Source organism: Serpens gallinarum, assembly GCF_014836765.1.
In the GTDB taxonomy this organism is placed as follows: Bacteria; Pseudomonadota; Gammaproteobacteria; order Pseudomonadales; family Pseudomonadaceae; genus Serpens; species Serpens gallinarum.
The window spans coordinates 37,957-56,923 of record NZ_JACSQG010000014.1 but is presented as its reverse complement, the minus strand read 5'-3'; the positions used below and the strand labels follow the sequence as shown (position 1 = coordinate 56,923).

Here is an 18,967-nt window from a genome sequence, read left to right as displayed (position 1 = left end):
TCGGTCCCAATAACAAGGAAAACGCCATGACCAAGACCACCCTGTTCGACCTTGATGGCAAGATCGCCTTCGTGTCCGGCGCCAGCCGCGGTATTGGCGAAGCCATCGCCCGCCTGCTAGCCCAGCAAGGCGCACATGTAATCGTTTCCAGCCGCAGGATCGAAGGCTGCCAGGCCGTGGCTGACGCCATTAACGCCGAAGGCGGCCAGGCCACAGCCATTGCCTGCCACATCGGCGAGATGGAGCAGATCAAAAATACCTTTACCGAGATACGCGAGCGCTTTGGCCGCCTGGACATCCTGGTGAACAACGCAGCGACCAACCCGCAATTTGGCAACGTGCTCGACACCGATCTTGCCGCCTTTCAAAAAACTGTGGATGTGAACATTCGCGGCTATTACTTCATGTCCATCGAGGGCGGCAAATTGATGAAGGCCAACGGGGGCGGCAGTATCATCAACGTCGCATCGATCAACGGCGTCACGCCCGGTGAATTCCAGGGCATCTACTCAGTGACCAAAGCCGCTGTGATCAGCATGACGAAAGTCTTCGCCAAGGAATGCGCAGGCTTTGGCATCCGCTGCAACGCATTATTACCGGGCCTGACAGATACCAAGTTCGCCTCGGCGCTGACCAGTAATGAAGCGATCCTAAAGTACGCCCTGCAGCGCATTCCGCTCAAGCGTGTTGCAGACCCGAGCGAAATGGCAGGCGCAGTGCTGTACCTCGCCAGTGCCGCCTCCAGCTACACCACGGGCCTGGCGTTGAATGTAGATGGGGGCTATCTCGCCTGAGTCTTGTCATTCCAGGGGCCAGCAATGCCCGGCCCCTCTCCTCTCTCCCCCTACTGCCAGCCTTTCATAGCCTGCTGTGCAGCCAAATTGAACGGCTGCGCAACCAGTCCGGTCGGTGCCAGCCGCACCGCGAATACCGCCCCATCGGCCATGGGCATCGGTGCGCTGCGCACAATCTGCGCATCGAGCCCATAGGCATGATGTTGAGCCAGCCGGAGCCAGCGCCACAGGTCTATACCCAAGACTGGCTCAACTAGCGACACATCGGTATTGCGCGCCAAATCCTGTTGTTCGATGGCCAGATAGCGGCCAGACAAGGTTTCCAGGCGATAACCCGACTCCAATCCAATCAGTGTTGCTAACCCCTGCATCTGCAACAAACGCGTATCCAGTTGCCAGAGATCGCCATTCAGCCGAACTTCTCGCTCCTGAGCGCCGGCCAGCAGGGTAACCGCAAACTGTTGTTCACCGAGGGACTTGAAATTCAGGGTTGCCAGAGGTTTGCTGCCTGGCAAGGGGGCATAGAACAGCAGATCACGGGCAACCAGGGCGACCATCCCGGCTATTGCCAGGCAAGCCATGCCCAGAGACCCTCGCAACCAGCCCAGCAACCAGTGGCGGTTGAATAGAATGCGTGCCGCAAGCAGCAAGGCCAGTAACGCCAGCAACGCGGTGAACCAGGCCAGCCCGTTGTACTGCATGCAAGATCTCCGCTAGAAAAGGCGGCATTATGTGCAGGCGTACGCTTTGTCTCTACACAGAGCCTTTCACAATCTGACCGACTTCGAGTTTTTCATGGATTTCCCCTTCGAACTGGCTTTCGATTCCTGGATTTTTGCAGCCTTGCTGGCAGTCGCCTTTATTGCCGGTTTTATCGATGCCATTGCCGGCGGCGGGGGCCTGCTTACCATTCCCGCCCTTCTGACGGCCGGCCTGCCGCCACATCTTGTGCTCGGCACCAACAAGCTGTGCGCCACTTTCGGCTCCGCAACGGCCAGCTACACATTCTACCGCCGCCGCTTATTCGATCCTCGTCACTGGTATCGCGCCCTGCTCGGCACGGCCTTGGGCGCAATGCTTGGCGCAGCCCTCGCACACTGGCTGCCAGCCAGTGCGCTGAACCAGATCCTGCCGGTCGTGGTATTTGGCTGTGGGTTGTATCTGCTTTTCAGTCGTACCCCCAAAACTCCCTCGGATCCAAACCAAATCATTCCACGCCAGCGACAGTGGCCACAAAGCCTCGGGCTAGGGTTTTACGATGGTTTGATCGGGCCCGGCACCGGGGCATTCTGGACGGTCAGTACCTTGCTGCTTTATCCCCTGGACCTGCTCCGCGCCAGCGGCGTGGGCAGGAGCATGAATTTTGTCAGCAACGGGGTGGCGCTGGCCGTCTTCGTGGCCAGCGGCAATGTCGCCTGGGCGCTGGGCCTGGGGATGGGCCTGGCGCTGATGATCGGCGCTTATCTGGGGGCGCGCACGGCGATCCACGGAGGTGCCAAGTTCATTCGCCCCGTGTTTATTCTGGTGGTGCTGGTAATGAGTGCGCGGCTAGCCTGGCAGCACTGGCTCGGCGTGGCCTAAACGGCGCGCGATATACAAGTCGATCAAGTAACGGGAAATCGATCGGTGCGCCGGCAGCGGCGGTAAGGCGTCGAGCCGGAACCAGCGTGCGTCTTCGATTTCATCGGGTTGCGCAACGATCTCCCCCGACGCGTACTCGGCATGAAAACCAAGCATCAGTGAATGGGGAAACGGCCAGCTCTGACTGGTGATATAGCGCACATTGCACACTTCCAGGCACACCTCCTCGCGTATTTCCCGTATGACGCAGTGCTCAACGGTCTCGCCTGGCTCGACGAAGCCAGCCAGGGTACTGTAAACACCTGGAAGAAAGCGCGGAGAACGCGCCAAAAGGATTTCATCGCCACGGGTAACCAGCACGATCATGCTGGGCGACAAACGGGGATAGTGGCGCAGCCGACAATCATGGCATTCCATGGCCCGCTCACCGTCGACAGGTGTCAGCGTTTTGCCACAGGCCCCGCAAAACCTGTGTTCCCATGCCCAGGTCGCAATCTGCCCGGCATAGCCAAGCAGAGCCGCGTATTTGGCATCTCCGTGGAGCAAATGCTGGCGAAGGCTCTGCCACTGGCAGCCAGGCAGATCCGGCTGATCAGCGAGCTGTCGCAAATACACCGGCACAGTGTCGTAATACCCAAGCCCATATTCGGCCACTGTCGCCAGTCCCTGCTCGCCTACCCAGGCGTCAGGAAACAACGGCCCCTGGGCATCCAGAAGAAAACCACCCGGACCTTGCAGTACAACCCACGCGCCCGGCAAACCGGCAGGAATACAGCCCGGTTGCCAGCGTGCGTCCATCAGCAGGCCACCGCTAACCTGAGTGCTTCGACACTGCGATCGGCAAGTTCCAGAACATCGTTGCGCGATGCGCCGCCGGCTTCCAGATAGTACTCAAGGCTGGTTAATGCATCAGCCAGACTTTCCAGCTTGGCCTCCACTGGCATCTGGTCAGTCTCCAGCATGTGTTGCTGGATATAGTCTGCACAGCTTCCCACCAGCCTCGCGGTCCGCTCTTGCCCCAGAAACCACAGACCACCGCGAACCGCCTGCAATGTTACTGGCACGTTGGCCAGATGCATTTTGTCACCGCCGGACTCCAAATAAGCAGTAATGGCCCGTTTGGAAAGTGCAAGCCCGGCCTTGGCCTCATCCAGAACGACAATCTTGGCTTCGGTCAGTTGGTGAACAGCAAAACTGGGCGAACTCAGCCCCGGCTGCAGCAAGGGGGCAACAGGCGCTGCCTGTCGATCCTCCTCTAGGCTTGCCACCATGCTTTCCACATAGAGGACCGCATCAGCAAGCTGGTTCAGTGCATCGGTGTTGCCTGGAGCCGCACGGCTCCAGGTGGCAATTTCGGCCAACTGTGCTTGCAGGGCATTACTCGCCGAGCTGAGCCCCACCATGCCAAGCGTCTTCGCCAGCTTGCCCAACAAGGCATGCAAATTCGCAAAGCCGTCATCCTGAACCACACCTCGCTCGATGAGATCAAGCAGGTCTTTGACACTGCCGAGCTCTTCTCGAATCGCGGTGGAGAGCGAACGCATCACCGCCTGTCCCGGCCCTGCCAAACGCCGATATTCTTCAGCCAGCATCGGTGCGGTAAACGGCAGCGGCCCCAGGTTGAACACCTCGCGAATCTGCGTGGCTCGGGGTCCATGGCTGTCAGCTAGCACGATCAGATAAAGCATCTCCTTGAGCAGATGACGGGGTGCCTGATACTGAGGATTGTTAAGTAATTGCTTGAGTTCGCGCTCAATTCTCACTCCCAGCTGTTTACCTGCCTTGCTGGGGCGCAACTGACCATCCAACGCGGCTTCGAACATGGCCGCGCCAATCCAGCACAGCCGGCCACGCGGATCGTTGGCATACAGATCATCCAGCCTGGCCATGGCTCGCGCCATCAGTTTCAACCCAGGCTGGGGCTGGGGGTCTCGCAGCAGCCCCAGCAATCCTACCTGGTACATGTGCCGCAAATGACGCGTCTGACTGACACGCACCGCAGCATCGACCGCCGGGGACGCGCTGCGCGGTCGCTCCTGATCCAGACGAACACTGAAAAAGAAACTTTCCGGCAGCGCTGGCTGGTTACATGCTTGGCGCAACTTGTTGATCGCTGGCAGCAACAGCTCGGGAATCTCCTGGCGATGCAGGCCCAGGCCTTCGAGGTAACGACGTAGCACGTGTAGTGCACTGCCCAGCGCGGTCAATTGTCCGTCTCGCTCAGGGCCTACACCGGTGGGAATATCCATCGCCACGTGCAGAGTTTCCTGAGCCAGTAGCTCGGCTCCCGTCAACTCGATCAAATTGAGTGTGCCACGTACCTGTTGCAGATTTTCAATGGCCTGCTGCAACAGCGTGCCGTTCTGCCGGTCGACGATGAAATGCTCGAGACTGCGTTCAGCCTCATCCATGGTGGCGAATAATTCGTCACGTACTAGATTGAGCGAGTTAACCCCTGTCATTGTTTACGCCTCCTGGCCTACTACGTTCAGTCTACAGTCAGTCGGCAAACTCCGGCTTCTGCTTGCTCATGTGTGCCGCCATGGCAATACGCAGGTCGGACGACTGCAACATCGCAGCATTCCAGGTGGCGATGTATTCAAGGCCATCATCAACGCGATGATCACGCATGTAGCGGATCATTTCCTTGGTGCCACGAATGGCGATGGGCGACTTGGCGGCAATCTCGGCGGCCAGCTGCATGACCCCCTCGAGAAGTTGCGCCTGAGTGTCCCAAACACGATTGACCAGCCCAATGCGCTGCGCTTCATCACCGTGCACATGGCGGCCGGTAAAGGCCAGCTCACGCATCATGCCATCACCGATAATGCGCGGCAGACGCTGCAACGTGCCCACATCGGCCGCCATGCCCATGTCGATTTCCTTGATGGAGAATTGGGCATCGCGAGTGGCGTAACGCATATCGCAGGCGGCGATCAGATCGATAGCACCGCCCAGGCAATAGCCCTGAATGGCCGCCAGCACGGGTTTTCGACACCGATCAACTGCATTGAAGGAGGCCTGCAGTTCGAGAATTTTGCGGCGTAAGGCTTCGGCACTGCGGCCGACATCTTTGCCGACCAGATTGGCTGCCTGAGCCAGCAGGCCCAAGTCGATACCGGAAGAGAAGTGTTCACCTGCACCGGCCAGTACCACCACGCGCACCTCATCGGTGCGGTCGACCCAATCGAAAATCTCGATAATTTCCGACCAGAACGCGCTGTTCATGGCGTTACGTTTTTCCGGGCGATTGATCGTGACGGTAGCGATCTTGTCCGTCAACTCGACACGGAAGGCTTGATAGTCTGGCACAGCTGACATCCTCGAGGCGCTTGTTAATGTTATTGGCGGCCCGGCAACTATAACAAGCCAGGGTCAAAAGTCGATGGTGCGCGATGTGAATCAAACCACGCCCGACACCTAACCGCAGGCTTGAAATATCAGCCTGGTTGCAGCTCTTTTCCCCACGAGCCTCAAGTGAGGCAATCGACGCTATAAATTATTTGCCCCTCGTTCACCTGTCGCCGCAATCCGTGCACATCGGCGTTGAATCCGGGAAACTGCTGATCAAAGCGCCTGGCAAAATGCAGGTAGTCGATGATTGACCGAGTCTGCGCTGTGAACCGCTCGCCGGGCATGATCAAAGGAATACCCGGCGGATAAGGCACCAGCATATTTGCTGCAATGCGCCCTTCGAGATGCTCAATGGCAACCGACTCTACCTCGCCACGCACCAGTCGATCATAAGCTTCTGAAGGTTTCAGGGCGATTTCAGGCAACTGCGTATACATGTGCTTGAGCGCCTTGGCCGTGCTGTTGGTGCGATAGCAGTCATGCAAGTCATCACACAGATCACGCAACCCCATACCCTGATAATGCGTTTCTACGCCATGGACCAGCGATGGCAACGCTTCGCTAAGTGGCAGGTTTGCATCGTAATGGCGTTTGAATTCAAGCAACTCGGTCAGCAGGGTGCTCCATTTACCCTTGGTGATCCCCATGGAAAACAGCACCAGGAAGGAATACAGGCCGGTTTTCTCCACCACCAGGCCACGCTCCCAAAGAAACTTGCTGACCACCGCAGCGGGAATTCCTCGTGTATCCAGCCGGCCACCGGCCGTCAAACCAGGCATGACCAAGGTGACCTTGATCGGATCAAGCAGCATGTAGTCGTCGGTGATCTCGCCGAAGCCGTGCCACTCCGCCCCCGGCAGCAAGAGCCAATCGGCAGTCACCACCCCGCCTGCGCCCTCGGCCTCAGGCGGCTGCCAGATCGTAAACCACCAGTCATCTGGGCTCAGATTCTGACGCAAATTGGCCAGCGCACGCCGAAAACTCAGTGCTTCATCAAAGGTTTCCTGGATCAATGAGCGCCCGGCCTGGCCTTCCATCATCGCCGAGGCTACATCCAGCGAGGCCAGGATGCCGTACTGCGGCGAGGTGGAAATATGCATCATGAAGGCTTCGTTGAAACGCACCGGGTCCAGGCGCCGCTGGCCGTTGTCTTGGACATGAATCATCGAGGCCTGACTGAACGCAGCCAAGAGCTTGTGGGTGGAATGGGTGGTGAACACCAGAGGCCCCTGTTCGGCGCGCCGAGTGCCCATCCCATAACGGCCCAAGTAGAATTCATGGAAGGCCGCATAGGCGTACCAGGCCTCGTCGAAATGCAGCACCTCAACATGCCCTTCGAGCGCCTGCTTGATCAGCTCGGCGTTGTAGCAGAGCCCGTCATAGGTGGAGTTGGTCACCACAGCCAGCTTGATCTTCGCTTCACGCCCCCGGGCCAACGGGCTGGCGTCGATCTTCGCCTGAATGGATTCACGACTGAATTCGCTGAGCGGAATCGGCCCAATGATGCCCAGCTCGTTGCGTTCCGGCATCAGATACAGCGGGATGGCGCCGGTCATGATGATGGCGTGCAGAATCGACTTGTGGCAGTTGCGGTCGACCAGCACCAGATCATCACGGGCGACCCGCGAATGCCAGACGATCTTGTTTGCCGTCGACGTGCCGTTGATCACGAAGAAGGTGTGGTCGGCGCCGAAATTGCGCGCCGCGCGCACTTCGGCCTCCGCCAGCGGGCCGGTGTGATCGAGCAGCGATCCCAGCTCAGGCACGGAAACCGACAGGTCGGAGCGCAGGGTATTCTCACCAAAGAACTGATGGAACGCTTGACCGACAGGACTCTTGCGGTAAGCCACGCCACCGCCGTGCCCTGGGGTGTGCCAGGAAAAATTCGATTGAGCGGTGTGCTCCACCAACGCTTTGAAAAAAGGTGGCAGCAGAGCATCCAGGTAAGTCCGCGTGGCCCGTGCAACCTGCCGGGCCAGGAAAGGCACCGTGTCTTCGAACAGGTAAAGAATGCCGCGCAGTTGATTGAGATCGGCCATCGCCTCGGCCGGCGCATTTTCGATGGTGACCTGTTCGCCCAACGCAAAGATCGGTAACTGCGGCGCCCTGGCTCGCGCAACGCGGATTAACTCAACCACGTCATGCAGCAGCCGGCGATTGTCTCCCGCCCCTTCGGCGGCCAACAGAATGCAGGCCAGGCCATGGTGGGTCGAGGCTACCAGGCGCCCTTCATCCGAGCTGCTGGCGGACAGAATGGTAAAGCCGTACTGCCGCAACTCGTCGGCAATGGCTCGCACTCGCTCGCCTGCCACACTTTCAGCCTTGATATCGCGATGGACAATCAGAATCGGAAATTTCAGGTCTTTGTACATGGCGCCGCCCTAGGATGATCCTGCACACAGAGTCATACAGCGAGCTGCAAGCTGCAAGCTGCAAGCTGCAAGCTGCAAGCTGCAAGCTGCAAGCTGCTTAGCATGGGGCGGGTTAACGGCGGGCAACAAGCCTGAAGCGCTTTACGCCTGCTCCAATTGCGCCCACAAAGGCGCCGCGCCCGAGGCTTTCTCCAACACGGCCAGCCGCGCGGCATGGGCAGCCAGTTCGGCTTCATTGGCCTTCAGCACCAAACCACGAGCCCGCTCGGCAGGCAGGCGCTGGATCGGGCTGGCCTGCGGCCGGTTGCCTGTGGAAGCGTCGCTGCCCTCACCGGCCAGGGACAGATTGGTCTGTCCGCCCGTCATCGCCAGGAAAACGTCGGCGAGAATCTCGGCATCGAGCAAGGCGCCGTGCAATTCGCGGCCCGAGTTATCAACGCCGTAGCGTTTGCACAGCGCATCGAGGTTGTTGCGCTGGCCCGGATGACGCTCACGAGCCATCAACAAGGTGTCGAGCACCGAGCAATGTTCGGCCAGATCAGCCCGCTCCGTCTGCGCCAGCAAAGCGAATTCGTTATTGAGGAAGCCAATATCGAACGCCGCATTGTGGATGATCAGCCGCGAGCCTTTGACGAACTCGAAGAAATCATCGGCCACATCCTTGAAGCGGGGCTTGCCGATGAGGTCTTCATTACGGATGCCGTGCACGGCGATCGCGCCTTCGTCGATGTCGCGATCTGGCTGCAGGTACACATGAAAATGGTTGCCCGTGAGGCGCCGGCCAATCAGCTCCACACAACCGATTTCAATGATTCGATGCCCATCGGTAACCGGCATGCCGGTGGTTTCGGTATCAAGTACAACGCTGCGCATGCTTTTTCTGTCAACTCCGGTGTTGTTGTTTGGCCAGGATCACGCCACGGTTGGCCAGCTCATCGGCTCGCTCATTGCCTGGATGCCCGGTATGGCCACGCACCCATTGCCAGGTCACCTGGTGTCGGTTGACCTGCTCATCGAGTTGCTGCCACAAATCTGCATTCTTGACAGGCTGCTTGGCCGCAGTTTTCCAGCCCCGCTTTTTCCAGTTCGGCATCCAGTCCTGAATGCCCTGCATGACGTATTGCGAGTCAGTTACCAGGCGCACCGCACAGGAGCGCTTGAGTTCGGCCAGCGCACGAATCGCCGCGGTCAATTCCATGCGATTGTTGGTGGTATCCATCTCGCCGCCAAACAACTCACGTTCTACACCTTTGTAGATCAGCAACGCGCCCCAGCCACCGGGTCCAGGATTGCCTTTGCAGGCACCGTCGGTGTAGATCTCGACTTGTTCACTCATGTATTTTTCAAATGCTCGGAATTACGCCGACTGATCTTGATCACAGGCATTGGAATCAACTTGCCCATCGGCTCGCGGCGCGCTTGTCGCAAGGGCCGGACACCGACAGCCAGCTTGCGCGCCACCAATAAATAGAAACCGGCGCCAGGCGTTTGCCAACGACTGCCCCAGTGTTCCAGGCCCGCCAAGCGTGCTCGCCAGGCCTGCGAGACAAGCGGCGGACGATAACACCCAAAGCGGCGTTTCTCCAGCGAGAAACCCAGCAGGTTCAGCCAGTCATAAACCCGATTGGGTGCTATGCAACGCGCCTGCCGAAACCCATCACCTGCGAAATAATGCCGCATGCCCCAGCTGCTCCAGGGGTTAATGCCAATGATTAGCAAGTGACCGCCAGGCCGCACGCTTCGGGCCGCTTCACGCAACAACCCATGGGGTGAAAGACTGAAATCCAGCCCATGTTGCAAGACCACCAGGTCGGCGCCGTGCTCTCCCAAAGGCCAGGCCTGCTCTTCGCAGGCGACTTCCACACCCGGAAAAGGCGCACCAAGGCTGATGCTGTGCCGAATCTGTCGTGCCTTGATAAGGTCCGGCACCGGACCGTATTGCACGAGATAACCACCGAAAAAGCGCGACAGTTCCGCCTCGATCAAGGGGCGCTCTTCAGCCAGCATCTGCTGCCCCAAAGGCCCGGCGAACCATGTCCGCGCCTCGCTAATCAATGCCAACCACCGAGGGTCGGCTTGTGCAAAGGGTTGTTCGGTCATATCCATCTCCCGCAAGATTGAGCAGATGTATTCCCCAGGCGCGCCGTTTCGCCGAGAACCGCACGCCACGGACGGCTGACGAAACGGCACAGACCCTAGCATCCTAGGATGCCCTTACCGACCAGGACAGTTCACCATGCTCGAGATCGATGCTCTGCCCGCCTTCAATGACAACTATATCTGGCTGTTGCGCAACCCTGCCCGCAAAGAATGCGCTGTAGTGGACCCAGGTGATGCCGCCCCCGTACGGGCGTGGCTGGCGGCACACCCTGACTGGCGACTAACCGACATTCTTATCACCCATCATCATTTCGATCATGTGGGCGGCACCACGGCACTTCAGCAAGAAACAGCAGCACGCGTCTATGGCCCCGCCACGGAAAAAATTCCGGTGTGTGACCATGCACTGAACGATGCCGACACTATCAGCGTGCTCGATCATGCGTTCCAAATCCTGCATGTTCCGGGGCATACTTTGGGCCATATCGCCTATTACCACGAGGCCGCCACGCCGCTCCTGTTTTGTGGCGACACGCTGTTTGCCGCCGGCTGCGGTCGCCTATTTGAAGGCACCGCCGAGCAGATGCATGAGTCACTGACTCGGCTGGCCGCGCTACCCGATGCCACGCTGGTCTATTGCGCCCATGAATACACCTTAAGCAACCTGCGCTTCGCCCAAGCAGTGGAACCGCATAACCCTGCCATCGTTGCGCGAATTGCTGAAGTGGAAGGATGGCGGGCCACGGGCCGTATCAGCCTCCCGTCCAGTTTGCAGCTGGAACGAGCCACCAACCCCTTCCTGCGCTGCCAGGAAACATCTGTTAAACAAATGGTTGCAGCCGAAAGGAACGTCCAGGCCGAGGACACAAAGGCCATTTTCGCTGCATTGCGTGCCTGGAAAGATCATTTCTGAATAATCAGAACAACCGAGCCGGTCACATTGGCTGCTTGACCCCCCTAGGTGGGGTTCCTAGAATCGCGACAATTTTTTAAGCGGAACGATTCCAGCCAATGTCGCTAATCGCATCGAAACTGTTTAACGCCAGCGCATTGGCTCCTTGTATCAAGACCACAGCCCTGCTCTTTTCCCTCTTTCTTGCCGGTTGCCAAAACCTGACTCAGACCGGCAGCGCTCCAGAATCAGGCGAGATCATCGCCTCGGGCTCCGCGGCGGATGCCGACTGGCTACCCCAGCCCAATGCCTTGATTACACCGCCCGAGGATATCTGGGAGCGCATGCGGGCCGGCTTCAAGATGCAGGAGTTCATCGAAGCCAACGCCCAAATCGATTATCACCGACAGCAGTTCATCGATTATCCACGCTCACTGGAAGTCGCCAGCGAACGCGCCAGCCTCTACATCCATTACATTGTCGAGCGTCTGGAGGAACGCGATCTGCCGCTGGAGCTGGCTCTGTTGCCCGTCATTGAAAGCGCCTATGATCCGCTCGCGTATTCCCGCGCCCACGCTGTGGGTCTCTGGCAGTTCATTCCCGCCACCGGCCGTCACTTCAACCTGCGCCAGACCAACTGGTATGACGGTCGCCGCGACATCACCGCCTCCACCGACGCGGCGCTCAATTACCTGTCGCGCCTGAACACCATGTTCAATGGCGACTGGATGCTGGCCCTGGCGGCTTACAACGCCGGTGAAGGCACTGTAGGTCGCGCCATTGCACGCAACCGCAGCGCCGGCAAGCCCACCGACTTTTGGAGCCTGCCGCTGCCTCGCGAGACGCGCAATTACGTGCCCAAGTTTCTTGCCCTGTCGCAACTGGTCATGTCGCCTGAGGAGTTCGGCGTAGCGCTCAGCCCGATCGCCAACGAACCCTACTTCGAAGTCGTCGAAATCAAGCAGCGCATGGACCTGCGGCGTGCCGCCAAACTGGCCGAGATCGACGAACAGGAACTCTACATGCTCAATCCGGCGTTCAAGCGCCGGATCACCATGGACGGTCCCAAGCATTTGCTGGTACCGACCGGTAATGTGGAAATCCTCGCCGCCAACCTGGCCGAGATGCCGGAGCAAGAGTTGGTGGACTGGCATGAGTACAAAGTGCGCTCCGGTGACAGTCTCTACACCATCGCGCGCCGCAATAACCTCACGGTCGGCATGCTGCAAGAAATCAACCGACTGTCCGGCAGTCATTTGCGTATCGGTCAGGTGCTGAGCATTCCGTCCCACGCCGGCCAACCCGCTCGGTCCACCGCTCCGACCAATCTGGCCAGCCACACCTCCGGTTCCTCATACAACTACCGGGTGAAGAACGGCGACTCCCTGTGGACCATTGCCCGCGCCCACCAGGTCAGCGTCAAGGACTTGCAGCGCTGGAACAAATTGTCCGGTAACAACCTGAGGATCGATCAGGTCCTGACGCTGCATGGCGGCACTGGCAAATCCACCCAGACGCAAACTGCCACCCTCTACAAGGTACGTGAAGGCGACTCCCTGTATCGCATCGCCAAACGCTTCAACGTCAACCTGGCCAATCTGCAAAGCTGGAATCCGAGCAGCAGTTCCTCCTTGAAGCCCGGCCAGACCCTGACGCTTTATCTGGCCAATTGAGCGACGCAGCGCCCTTTCCACCGATTACCCGATGTGCCGTGGTGGCAGGCTTTTTCCCTTGGGAACAAGCTGATACTGTACCGCCAGCCTTTCCGCCACCATGGACCGGGTGTATTTCTTTGATGTGCCGTTTTTTACTTGTGTTGCTGTGCCTGACCACCAGCCTGCCCGGCTACGCTGCGGTCACCCACAGTCACGGCTACGCACAGTTCGGCACGCTCAAATATCCCACCAGCTTTACCCATTTCGACTGGGTCAATCCGACCGCGCCCAAAGGCGGCACCCTGCGCATCATGGGCTCGGGGACCTTCGATACCCTCAACCCCTATTCCCTCAAAGGCACCAGCCCCTCGGCTACGGCCAACTTCTACCAGTACGGTGTCAGCGAGCTGAACGCGCCGCTGATGGTCGGCACAGGTGTCTACGACCCCTCCGGCGATGAACCGGCATCCAGCTATGGCTTGATCGCCGAATCCGTTGAGTACGGCGAAGATCGCAGCTGGGTCGTCTTCAACCTGCGCAAGACTGCTCGTTTTCACGATGGCAAGCCGATTACCGCCGCCGACGTGGCGTTCTCCTATCAACTCCTGCTGCGTGAAGGCCATCCGCAATATCGCACCAACCTGCAGGAAGTGGCGCGGGTGGACATCTTGAACAGCCAACGCATCCGCTTCGTGTTCAAGCGCGCCGGCAATCCGTTGCTGATTTTGCGTCTTGGCGAATTGCCGGTGCTGCCCCAGCACTATTGGAAAAAACGCGACCTAAAGGCCACCACCTTCGAACCTCCGTTGGGCAGCGGCCCCTACCGCATCACCCAGGTTGATCCCGGGCGGCGCCTGGTGTTCGAGCGCGTGAAGGGCTGGTGGGGTGAGGATCTGCCCGTTAACCGCGGCAAATACAATTTCGACCGTATCGAGGTGGAGTATTACCGCGACAACCATGTGGCCTTCGAAGCCTTCAAGGCCGGTGAGTTCGATATCTTCCTGGAGAACCAGGCAAAAAACTGGGCCAGCGGCTATAACTTTCCAGCGGTCAGCCGCGGCGAAGTGATCCGTGCAGAAATAGCCCACCAGATACCCACCCAGACCCAAGCCCTGTTCATGAACAGTCGGCGCGCACTGTTCGCCGACCGCCGTGTGCGTGAAGCCATGGGGTTGATGCTCGATTTCGAGTGGGCCAATCGCACCCTTTTCAACAATGCTTATCGGCGCAGCGAAAGCTACTTCCCGAACAGCGAGTTCGCCGCCACCGGCAAACCGGAAGGAGCTGAATGGCTTTTGCTCTCCCCCTGGCGTCAGCAACTGCCCAGCGGCCTGCTCGATCAGCCTTGGAAAATGCCCCGTACGGATGGACGCGGCATCCCCCGCAACACGGTTCGCCGTGCATTGGGCCTGCTTGCCGAGGCCGGCTGGAAATCCACCAGCCAGGGTTTGCGCAATTCCCGCAACCAGCCGCTACGCTTCGAGGTCCTGCTGGTCAATCCGCGCCTGGAGCGAATTCTTCAGCCCTACCGTGAAAACTTGGCACGCCTCGGCGTGCAGGTCAGTTTGCGTACCGTGGATCGCGCCCAATATAAGCAGCGCCTGGATCAATTCGACTTCGACATGGTACTGATGACTCTGCCGCAAACCCTCAGCCCCGGCTTGGAACAATGGCAATATTTTCATTCCTCGCAGGCTTCTATTCGCGGCAGTCGCAATTACGCCGGCGTCGCCGATCCGGTCGTCGATGCCATGCTCGACAAGCTGCTGGCTGCCACCACCCGAGAAGAGCAGATCGCCGCCACCCGCGCCCTTGATCGCGTACTGCTGTGGCAGCATTACAGCATTCCCAACTGGTACCTCGACAAGCATCGCCTGGCCTACCGTAACCGGTTCGCCTTTGTCACCACGCCGCCCTACACACTGGGCCTTCGCGCCTGGTGGATGAAGCCCACGGAGAACACTGCCCGATGAGCACCCCGCTGCACGCTTTTTTGATGACTGGCTGCGCCGTACTGCTGATGGGCATGGCCTCGCTCACCACTGCGGAGCCACGCCACGCGCTGACCTTGTATGACGAAGCGCCCAAATACTCGGCAGGTTTCCAGCATTTCGACTTCGTAAATCCTGACGCTCCCAAAGGCGGCACTTTACGCTTGGCAGGTCTGAACGGTTTTGACAGCTTCAACCCTTTCATTCCAAAGGGTAATGAAGCCAGCATGATCGGCCTGGTATACGACACGCTGACTTATCATTCCCCAGACGAACCCTTCACCGAGTACGGCTTGCTGGCCGAGAAGATCGAGAAAGCCCCGGACAACAGCTTCGTGCGTTTCTACTTGCGCCCCGAAGCCCGTTTCAATGACGGAACCCCGGTGACAGCCGAGGATGTCGTGTTTACCTTCAACACCCTGATCCAACAGGGTGATCCGATGTACCGCCACTATTATGCTGATGTTGCCGAGGTGGTCGTTGAGAACCCGCAGCGGGTGCGCTTCGATTTCGCTCACACCGGCAACCGCGAGCTGCCCTTGATCCTCGGCCAGTTGCAGATTCTGCCCAAGCATTGGTGGCTGGAACGCGACATCGGCAAGCTCGCCACAGCGCCGCGTCTCGGCGACAAGGCGCACCTTGTGCCCAGCGAAGACGGCCGAACGCTGCACGTGAACATTGCCGAAGGCGGCGAGGCCGTCAGCCCCGAAGATATCCGGCAATCGTGGCGGCAATTGAAGCAATCGAGCAGTACTGATGACGCGCACCTGGCCGTCGTCCAGAACGTTCGCATCATCGACGGGCAGACACTTGAGTTCGACCTCGGCCAACCCGCCAGCCCCGAACAGCTGCGCGAGCTAAGCGACCTGAAAATCCTCCCGGCCAAGCGCGACTTCAGCCGCACCAGCCTCGAGCCACCACTGGGCAGTGGCCCGTACCAGATTGTCGACTTTGCCGCCGGGCGCTCGGTACGCTATGCACGGGTCAAGAACTGGTGGGCTGCGGACCTGCCAGTCAGCCGTGGCCAATATAATTTCGACGCGATCAATCTCGACTATTACCGCGACATGTCGGTAGCACTGGAGGCCTTCAAGGCCGGCCAGTTCGATTACAACCTTGAGTACTCCGCCAAGGACTGGGCCACCGGATACGACAGCCCAGCACTGCGGGAAGGCCGCATCGTCAAGGAGGCGATCCCCAACCACAATCCGGTGGGCATGCAGGGGTTCACCTTCAACCTGCGTCGCCCCATGTTTCAAGACCGCCGGGTGCGTGAAGCCATCTCGCTCTTGTTCGACTTTGAGTGGACCAATAAGCAACTGTTTTTTGGCGCCTACAAGCGCACCCACAGCTTCTTCGAAAACTCCGAACTTGCCTCCCGGGGCTTGCCCACACCCGGTGAATTAGCCCTTCTCGAGCCCCTGCGCGGGCAAATCCCCGCTGAAGTGTTCGACACCGCATTCCAGACACCCGTCAGCGACGGCAGCGGCATCATTCGCGACCAGCAACGACGCGCTTATCAGTTGCTGCTGGACGCCGGTTACCGGGTGGAAAATGACCGTATGGTGAATGCCGAGGGTCAGCCACTGACTTTCGAGTTCCTGGTCGTACAGGCCAACCTGGAGCGGGTGATCCTACCGTTCAAGCGCAACCTCGCCGAACTGGGCATTGATCTGCAACTGCGCCGCGTCGATGTCTCGCAGTTCATCAACCGCCTGCGCTCGCGGGACTTCGACATGACCTCGAGCATTTGGCCGCAGTCCAACTCGCCGGGCAACGAACAAATGGAGTTCTGGCATTCCCGCAGTGCCGACAGCCCGGGCAGTCGCAACTTCATCGGCCTGCGCGACCCGGCAATCGACACCCTGGTGGAAGGGCTGATACGCGCCGACTCTCGGCAAAGCTTGATCGACCACGCCCGCGCCCTGGACCGTGTCCTGCTTTGGGGGCACTACGTGATCCCCAACTATTACACCGACACCTGGCGTGTTGCCCACTGGACGCACCTGGCCCGCCCGCCCCGCACGCCCGCCTATGACATCGGCCTGCTGACCTGGTGGGTCAAAGGTCAGGAAGGTGACGCAAGCCAAACCGCCGTAGCTGAGCAGGAAGCCCGCTGATGCTCGCGTATATCCTGCGGCGGCTGCTGCTCATCATTCCAACCCTGTTCGGTATTCTGCTGATCAATTTCATCATCATCCAGGCGGCGCCCGGCGGCCCGGTGGAGCAGATGATCGCCAAGCTGGAGGGCTTCGATGCCGCCGCAGGCGGCGCCACCGGGCGCATTTCGGGCGGCGGTACCGAGGTTGCGTCGGCCGGTTCCAACTACCGCGGTGCCCAGGGCCTTGACCCTGAGCTGGTAGCCGAAATCGAAAAGATGTACGGCTTCGACAAGCCTGCCGTGGAACGCTTCTGGATCATGCTCAAAAGCTACGCCCGCTTCGACTTCGGCGATAGCTTCTTCCGCGATGCCAAGGTGACCGACCTGATCATCGAAAAGATGCCGGTCTCCATTTCCCTGGGGCTATGGAGCACTTTGCTGATGTACTTGGTGTCGATTCCCTTGGGCATTGCCAAGGCCACCCGCCACGGCAGCGCCTTCGATGTCTGGACAAGTTCGGCCATTATCGTCGGCTACGCGATTCCCGCGTTCCTGTTTGCCATCTTGCTGATCGTGGTGTTCGCCGGCGGCAGTTACCTCAACTGGTTCCCACTGCGCGGACTCACCTCCAGCAACTTCGACCAGTTGAGCCTGGGGGCACAGATCCTCGATTATTTCTGGCACCTGGCCCTGCCCGTGACTGCCTTGGTGATTGGCAACTTTGCCACCCTCACGCTGCTGACCAAAAACAGCTTCCTTGATGAGATCGGCAAGCAGTACGTAGTGACTGCGCGCGCCAAAGGCTTGAGCAATAACCGCGTGCTCTACGGCCATGTGTTTCGCAACGCCATGCTGATCATCATCGCCGGTTTCCCGGCGGCCTTTATCGGCATGTTCTTTACCGGGTCGTTGCTGATCGAGGTGATCTTCTCACTGGATGGCCTGGGGCTGCTCAGCTTCGAGTCGGCGCTCAACCGTGACTACCCGGTGGTGTTCGGCACATTGTTCTTGTTCACCTTGCTGGGGCTGATCGTGAAGCTAATCGGCGATCTCACCTACACCCTGGTCGATCCGCGCATCGACTTTTCCAGCCGGGAGGGTTGAGATGAAACTGTCCCCCCTCAATCAACGCCGTTTCGAACGCTTCAAAGCCAACAAGCGCGGCTGGTGGTCGCTGTGGCTGTTCCTCGCCCTGTTCGTTCTCAGCCTCGGTGCGGAGCTGATCGCCAACGACAAGCCGCTGCTGGTCAGTTATGAAGGCCAGTGGTACACGCCGGTTTTCAAGCGCTACCCGGAAACCGTATTCGGCGGTGAGTTTCCGCTGGAAGCGAATTACAAAAGCCCTTATGTGCAGGAACTGATCAGCGACAAACAGGGCTGGATGATCTGGCCGCTGATCCCCTTCGACTACGCCAGCATCAACTACGACCTGAATGTTCCCGCCCCTGCCCCGCCCTCGACGCAGAACTGGTTCGGCACGGATGACCAAGGGCGCGATGTGCTGGCGCGCATCATCTATGGCTTTCGCATTTCAGTGCTGTTTGCCCTGACGTTAACCATCCTCAGCTCGATCATCGGCGTAGTCGCCGGCGCCCTACAGGGTTTTTACGGCGGCTGGGTGGATCTGGTCGGCCAGCGCTTCCTGGAAATCTGGTCGGGCCTGCCGGTGCTCTATCTGCTGATCATCCTGGCCAGCTTCGTGCAGCCGAATTTCTGGTGGCTGCTGGGGCTGATGCTGTTGTTCTCGTGGATGAGCCTGGTGGATGTGGTGCGCGCCGAGTTTCTGCGCGGGCGCAATCTGGAGTACGTGCGCGCCGCACGGGCGCTGGGCATGGAGAACGGCGCGATCATGTTCCGCCATATCCTGCCCAACGCCATGGTTTCCACCATGACGTTCATGCCGTTCATTCTGACCGGCGCCATAGGCACCCTGACCGCACTCGACTTCCTCGGCTTTGGCTTGCCGGCCGGCTCCCCATCGCTGGGCGAGCTGGTCGCCCAGGCCAAGTCCAACCTGCAGGCGCCCTGGCTGGGCATCGCCGCCTTCGCCGTGTTGGCGATCATGCTGAGCCTGCTGGTATTCATCGGCGAAGCCGCCCGCGATGCCTTCGACCCGAGGAAATAAAC

The 18,967-nt window shown here is 59.3% G+C and carries 16 protein-coding genes; 8 read left to right on the top strand and 8 right to left on the bottom strand.

The annotated features are described in order from the left end of the window. The first annotated feature begins 26 nt into the window (after positions 1-26). Positions 27-794, top strand: coding sequence for an SDR family oxidoreductase (locus H9642_RS17315; protein ID WP_251837722.1), 768 nt, complete (start codon positions 27-29; stop codon positions 792-794). Between the two features lie 50 nt (positions 795-844). Here the strand turns inward: H9642_RS17315 and H9642_RS17310 are convergent, their stop codons facing one another. After that, complete coding sequence (locus H9642_RS17310) at positions 845-1,495, bottom strand: hypothetical protein (RefSeq protein ID WP_251837721.1); 651 nt, start codon at positions 1,493-1,495, stop codon at positions 845-847. A gap of 94 nt (positions 1,496-1,589) precedes the next feature. Between H9642_RS17310 and H9642_RS17305 the strand changes: the two genes are divergently transcribed. Beyond that, a complete protein-coding gene (locus tag H9642_RS17305) occupies positions 1,590-2,375 on the top strand; it encodes a TSUP family transporter (protein WP_251837733.1) in 786 nt (261 codons plus the stop codon). On the opposite strand, the gene nudC is transcribed toward H9642_RS17305, so the two are convergent. The 7 genes from nudC to H9642_RS17270 form a co-directional block, all read right to left on the bottom strand. Continuing rightward, a complete protein-coding gene (nudC, locus tag H9642_RS17300) occupies positions 2,343-3,173 on the bottom strand; it encodes an NAD(+) diphosphatase (RefSeq protein ID WP_251837720.1) in 831 nt (276 codons plus the stop codon). The genes H9642_RS17305 and nudC overlap by 33 nt on opposite strands. Further along, on the bottom strand, positions 3,173-4,837 hold the full coding sequence (locus tag H9642_RS17295; protein ID WP_251837719.1) for a FimL-related protein: 1,665 nt from the start codon (positions 4,835-4,837) through the stop codon (positions 3,173-3,175). Before H9642_RS17295 ends, nudC begins: the two co-directional genes overlap by 1 nt. Positions 4,838-4,874: 37 nt before the next feature. Beyond that, on the bottom strand, positions 4,875-5,687 hold the full coding sequence (locus H9642_RS17290) for a crotonase/enoyl-CoA hydratase family protein (RefSeq protein ID WP_251837718.1): 813 nt from the start codon (positions 5,685-5,687) through the stop codon (positions 4,875-4,877). 161 nt (positions 5,688-5,848) lie between these two features. Further along, positions 5,849-8,101, bottom strand: a complete 2,253-nt coding sequence (locus H9642_RS17285; protein ID WP_251837717.1) for an Orn/Lys/Arg family decarboxylase — start codon at positions 8,099-8,101, stop codon at positions 5,849-5,851. 141 nt (positions 8,102-8,242) lie between these two features. Continuing rightward, a complete protein-coding gene (gene dnaQ, locus H9642_RS17280; RefSeq protein ID WP_251837716.1) occupies positions 8,243-8,974 on the bottom strand; it encodes a DNA polymerase III subunit epsilon in 732 nt (243 codons plus the stop codon). A gap of 10 nt (positions 8,975-8,984) precedes the next feature. Continuing rightward, positions 8,985-9,437 carry a ribonuclease HI gene (gene rnhA, locus H9642_RS17275; RefSeq protein WP_251837715.1) on the bottom strand — a complete coding sequence of 151 codons (453 nt, stop codon included), beginning with the start codon at positions 9,435-9,437 and terminating at the stop codon, positions 8,985-8,987. Continuing rightward, entirely contained in the window at positions 9,434-10,201 is a 768-nt protein-coding gene (locus H9642_RS17270; protein ID WP_251837714.1) for a class I SAM-dependent methyltransferase, read from the bottom strand. The genes rnhA and H9642_RS17270 overlap by 4 nt, the downstream gene beginning before the upstream one ends. Before the next feature lie 136 nt (positions 10,202-10,337). On the opposite strand from H9642_RS17270, the gene gloB reads away from it, so the two are divergent. The 6 genes from gloB (at position 10,338) to H9642_RS17240 (ending at position 18,965) form a co-directional block, all read left to right on the top strand. Beyond that, the gene (gloB, locus tag H9642_RS17265) at positions 10,338-11,114 is read left to right on the top strand and encodes a hydroxyacylglutathione hydrolase (RefSeq protein ID WP_251837713.1); all 777 of its coding nucleotides are present in this window, start codon (positions 10,338-10,340) and stop codon (positions 11,112-11,114) included. A 98-nt stretch (positions 11,115-11,212) separates the two neighbouring features. Further along, positions 11,213-12,766 (top strand): lytic transglycosylase, encoded by a 1,554-nt coding sequence (locus tag H9642_RS17260; protein WP_251837712.1) that lies wholly within the window; start codon positions 11,213-11,215, stop codon positions 12,764-12,766. Positions 12,767-12,888: 122 nt separating this feature from the next. Further along, positions 12,889-14,721 (top strand): extracellular solute-binding protein, encoded by a 1,833-nt coding sequence (locus H9642_RS17255; protein ID WP_251837711.1) that lies wholly within the window; start codon positions 12,889-12,891, stop codon positions 14,719-14,721. After that, positions 14,718-16,859, top strand: a complete 2,142-nt coding sequence (locus H9642_RS17250) for an extracellular solute-binding protein (protein WP_433962720.1) — start codon at positions 14,718-14,720, stop codon at positions 16,857-16,859. The genes H9642_RS17255 and H9642_RS17250 overlap by 4 nt, the downstream gene beginning before the upstream one ends. After that, entirely contained in the window at positions 16,859-17,944 is a 1,086-nt protein-coding gene (locus tag H9642_RS17245; protein WP_251837710.1) for a microcin C ABC transporter permease YejB, read from the top strand. Before H9642_RS17250 ends, H9642_RS17245 begins: the two co-directional genes overlap by 1 nt. Before the next feature lies 1 nt (position 17,945). Next, positions 17,946-18,965: an ABC transporter permease gene (locus H9642_RS17240; RefSeq protein WP_251837709.1), complete on the top strand. Its 1,020-nt coding sequence runs from the start codon at positions 17,946-17,948 to the stop codon at positions 18,963-18,965. Positions 18,966-18,967 lie beyond the last annotated feature (2 nt).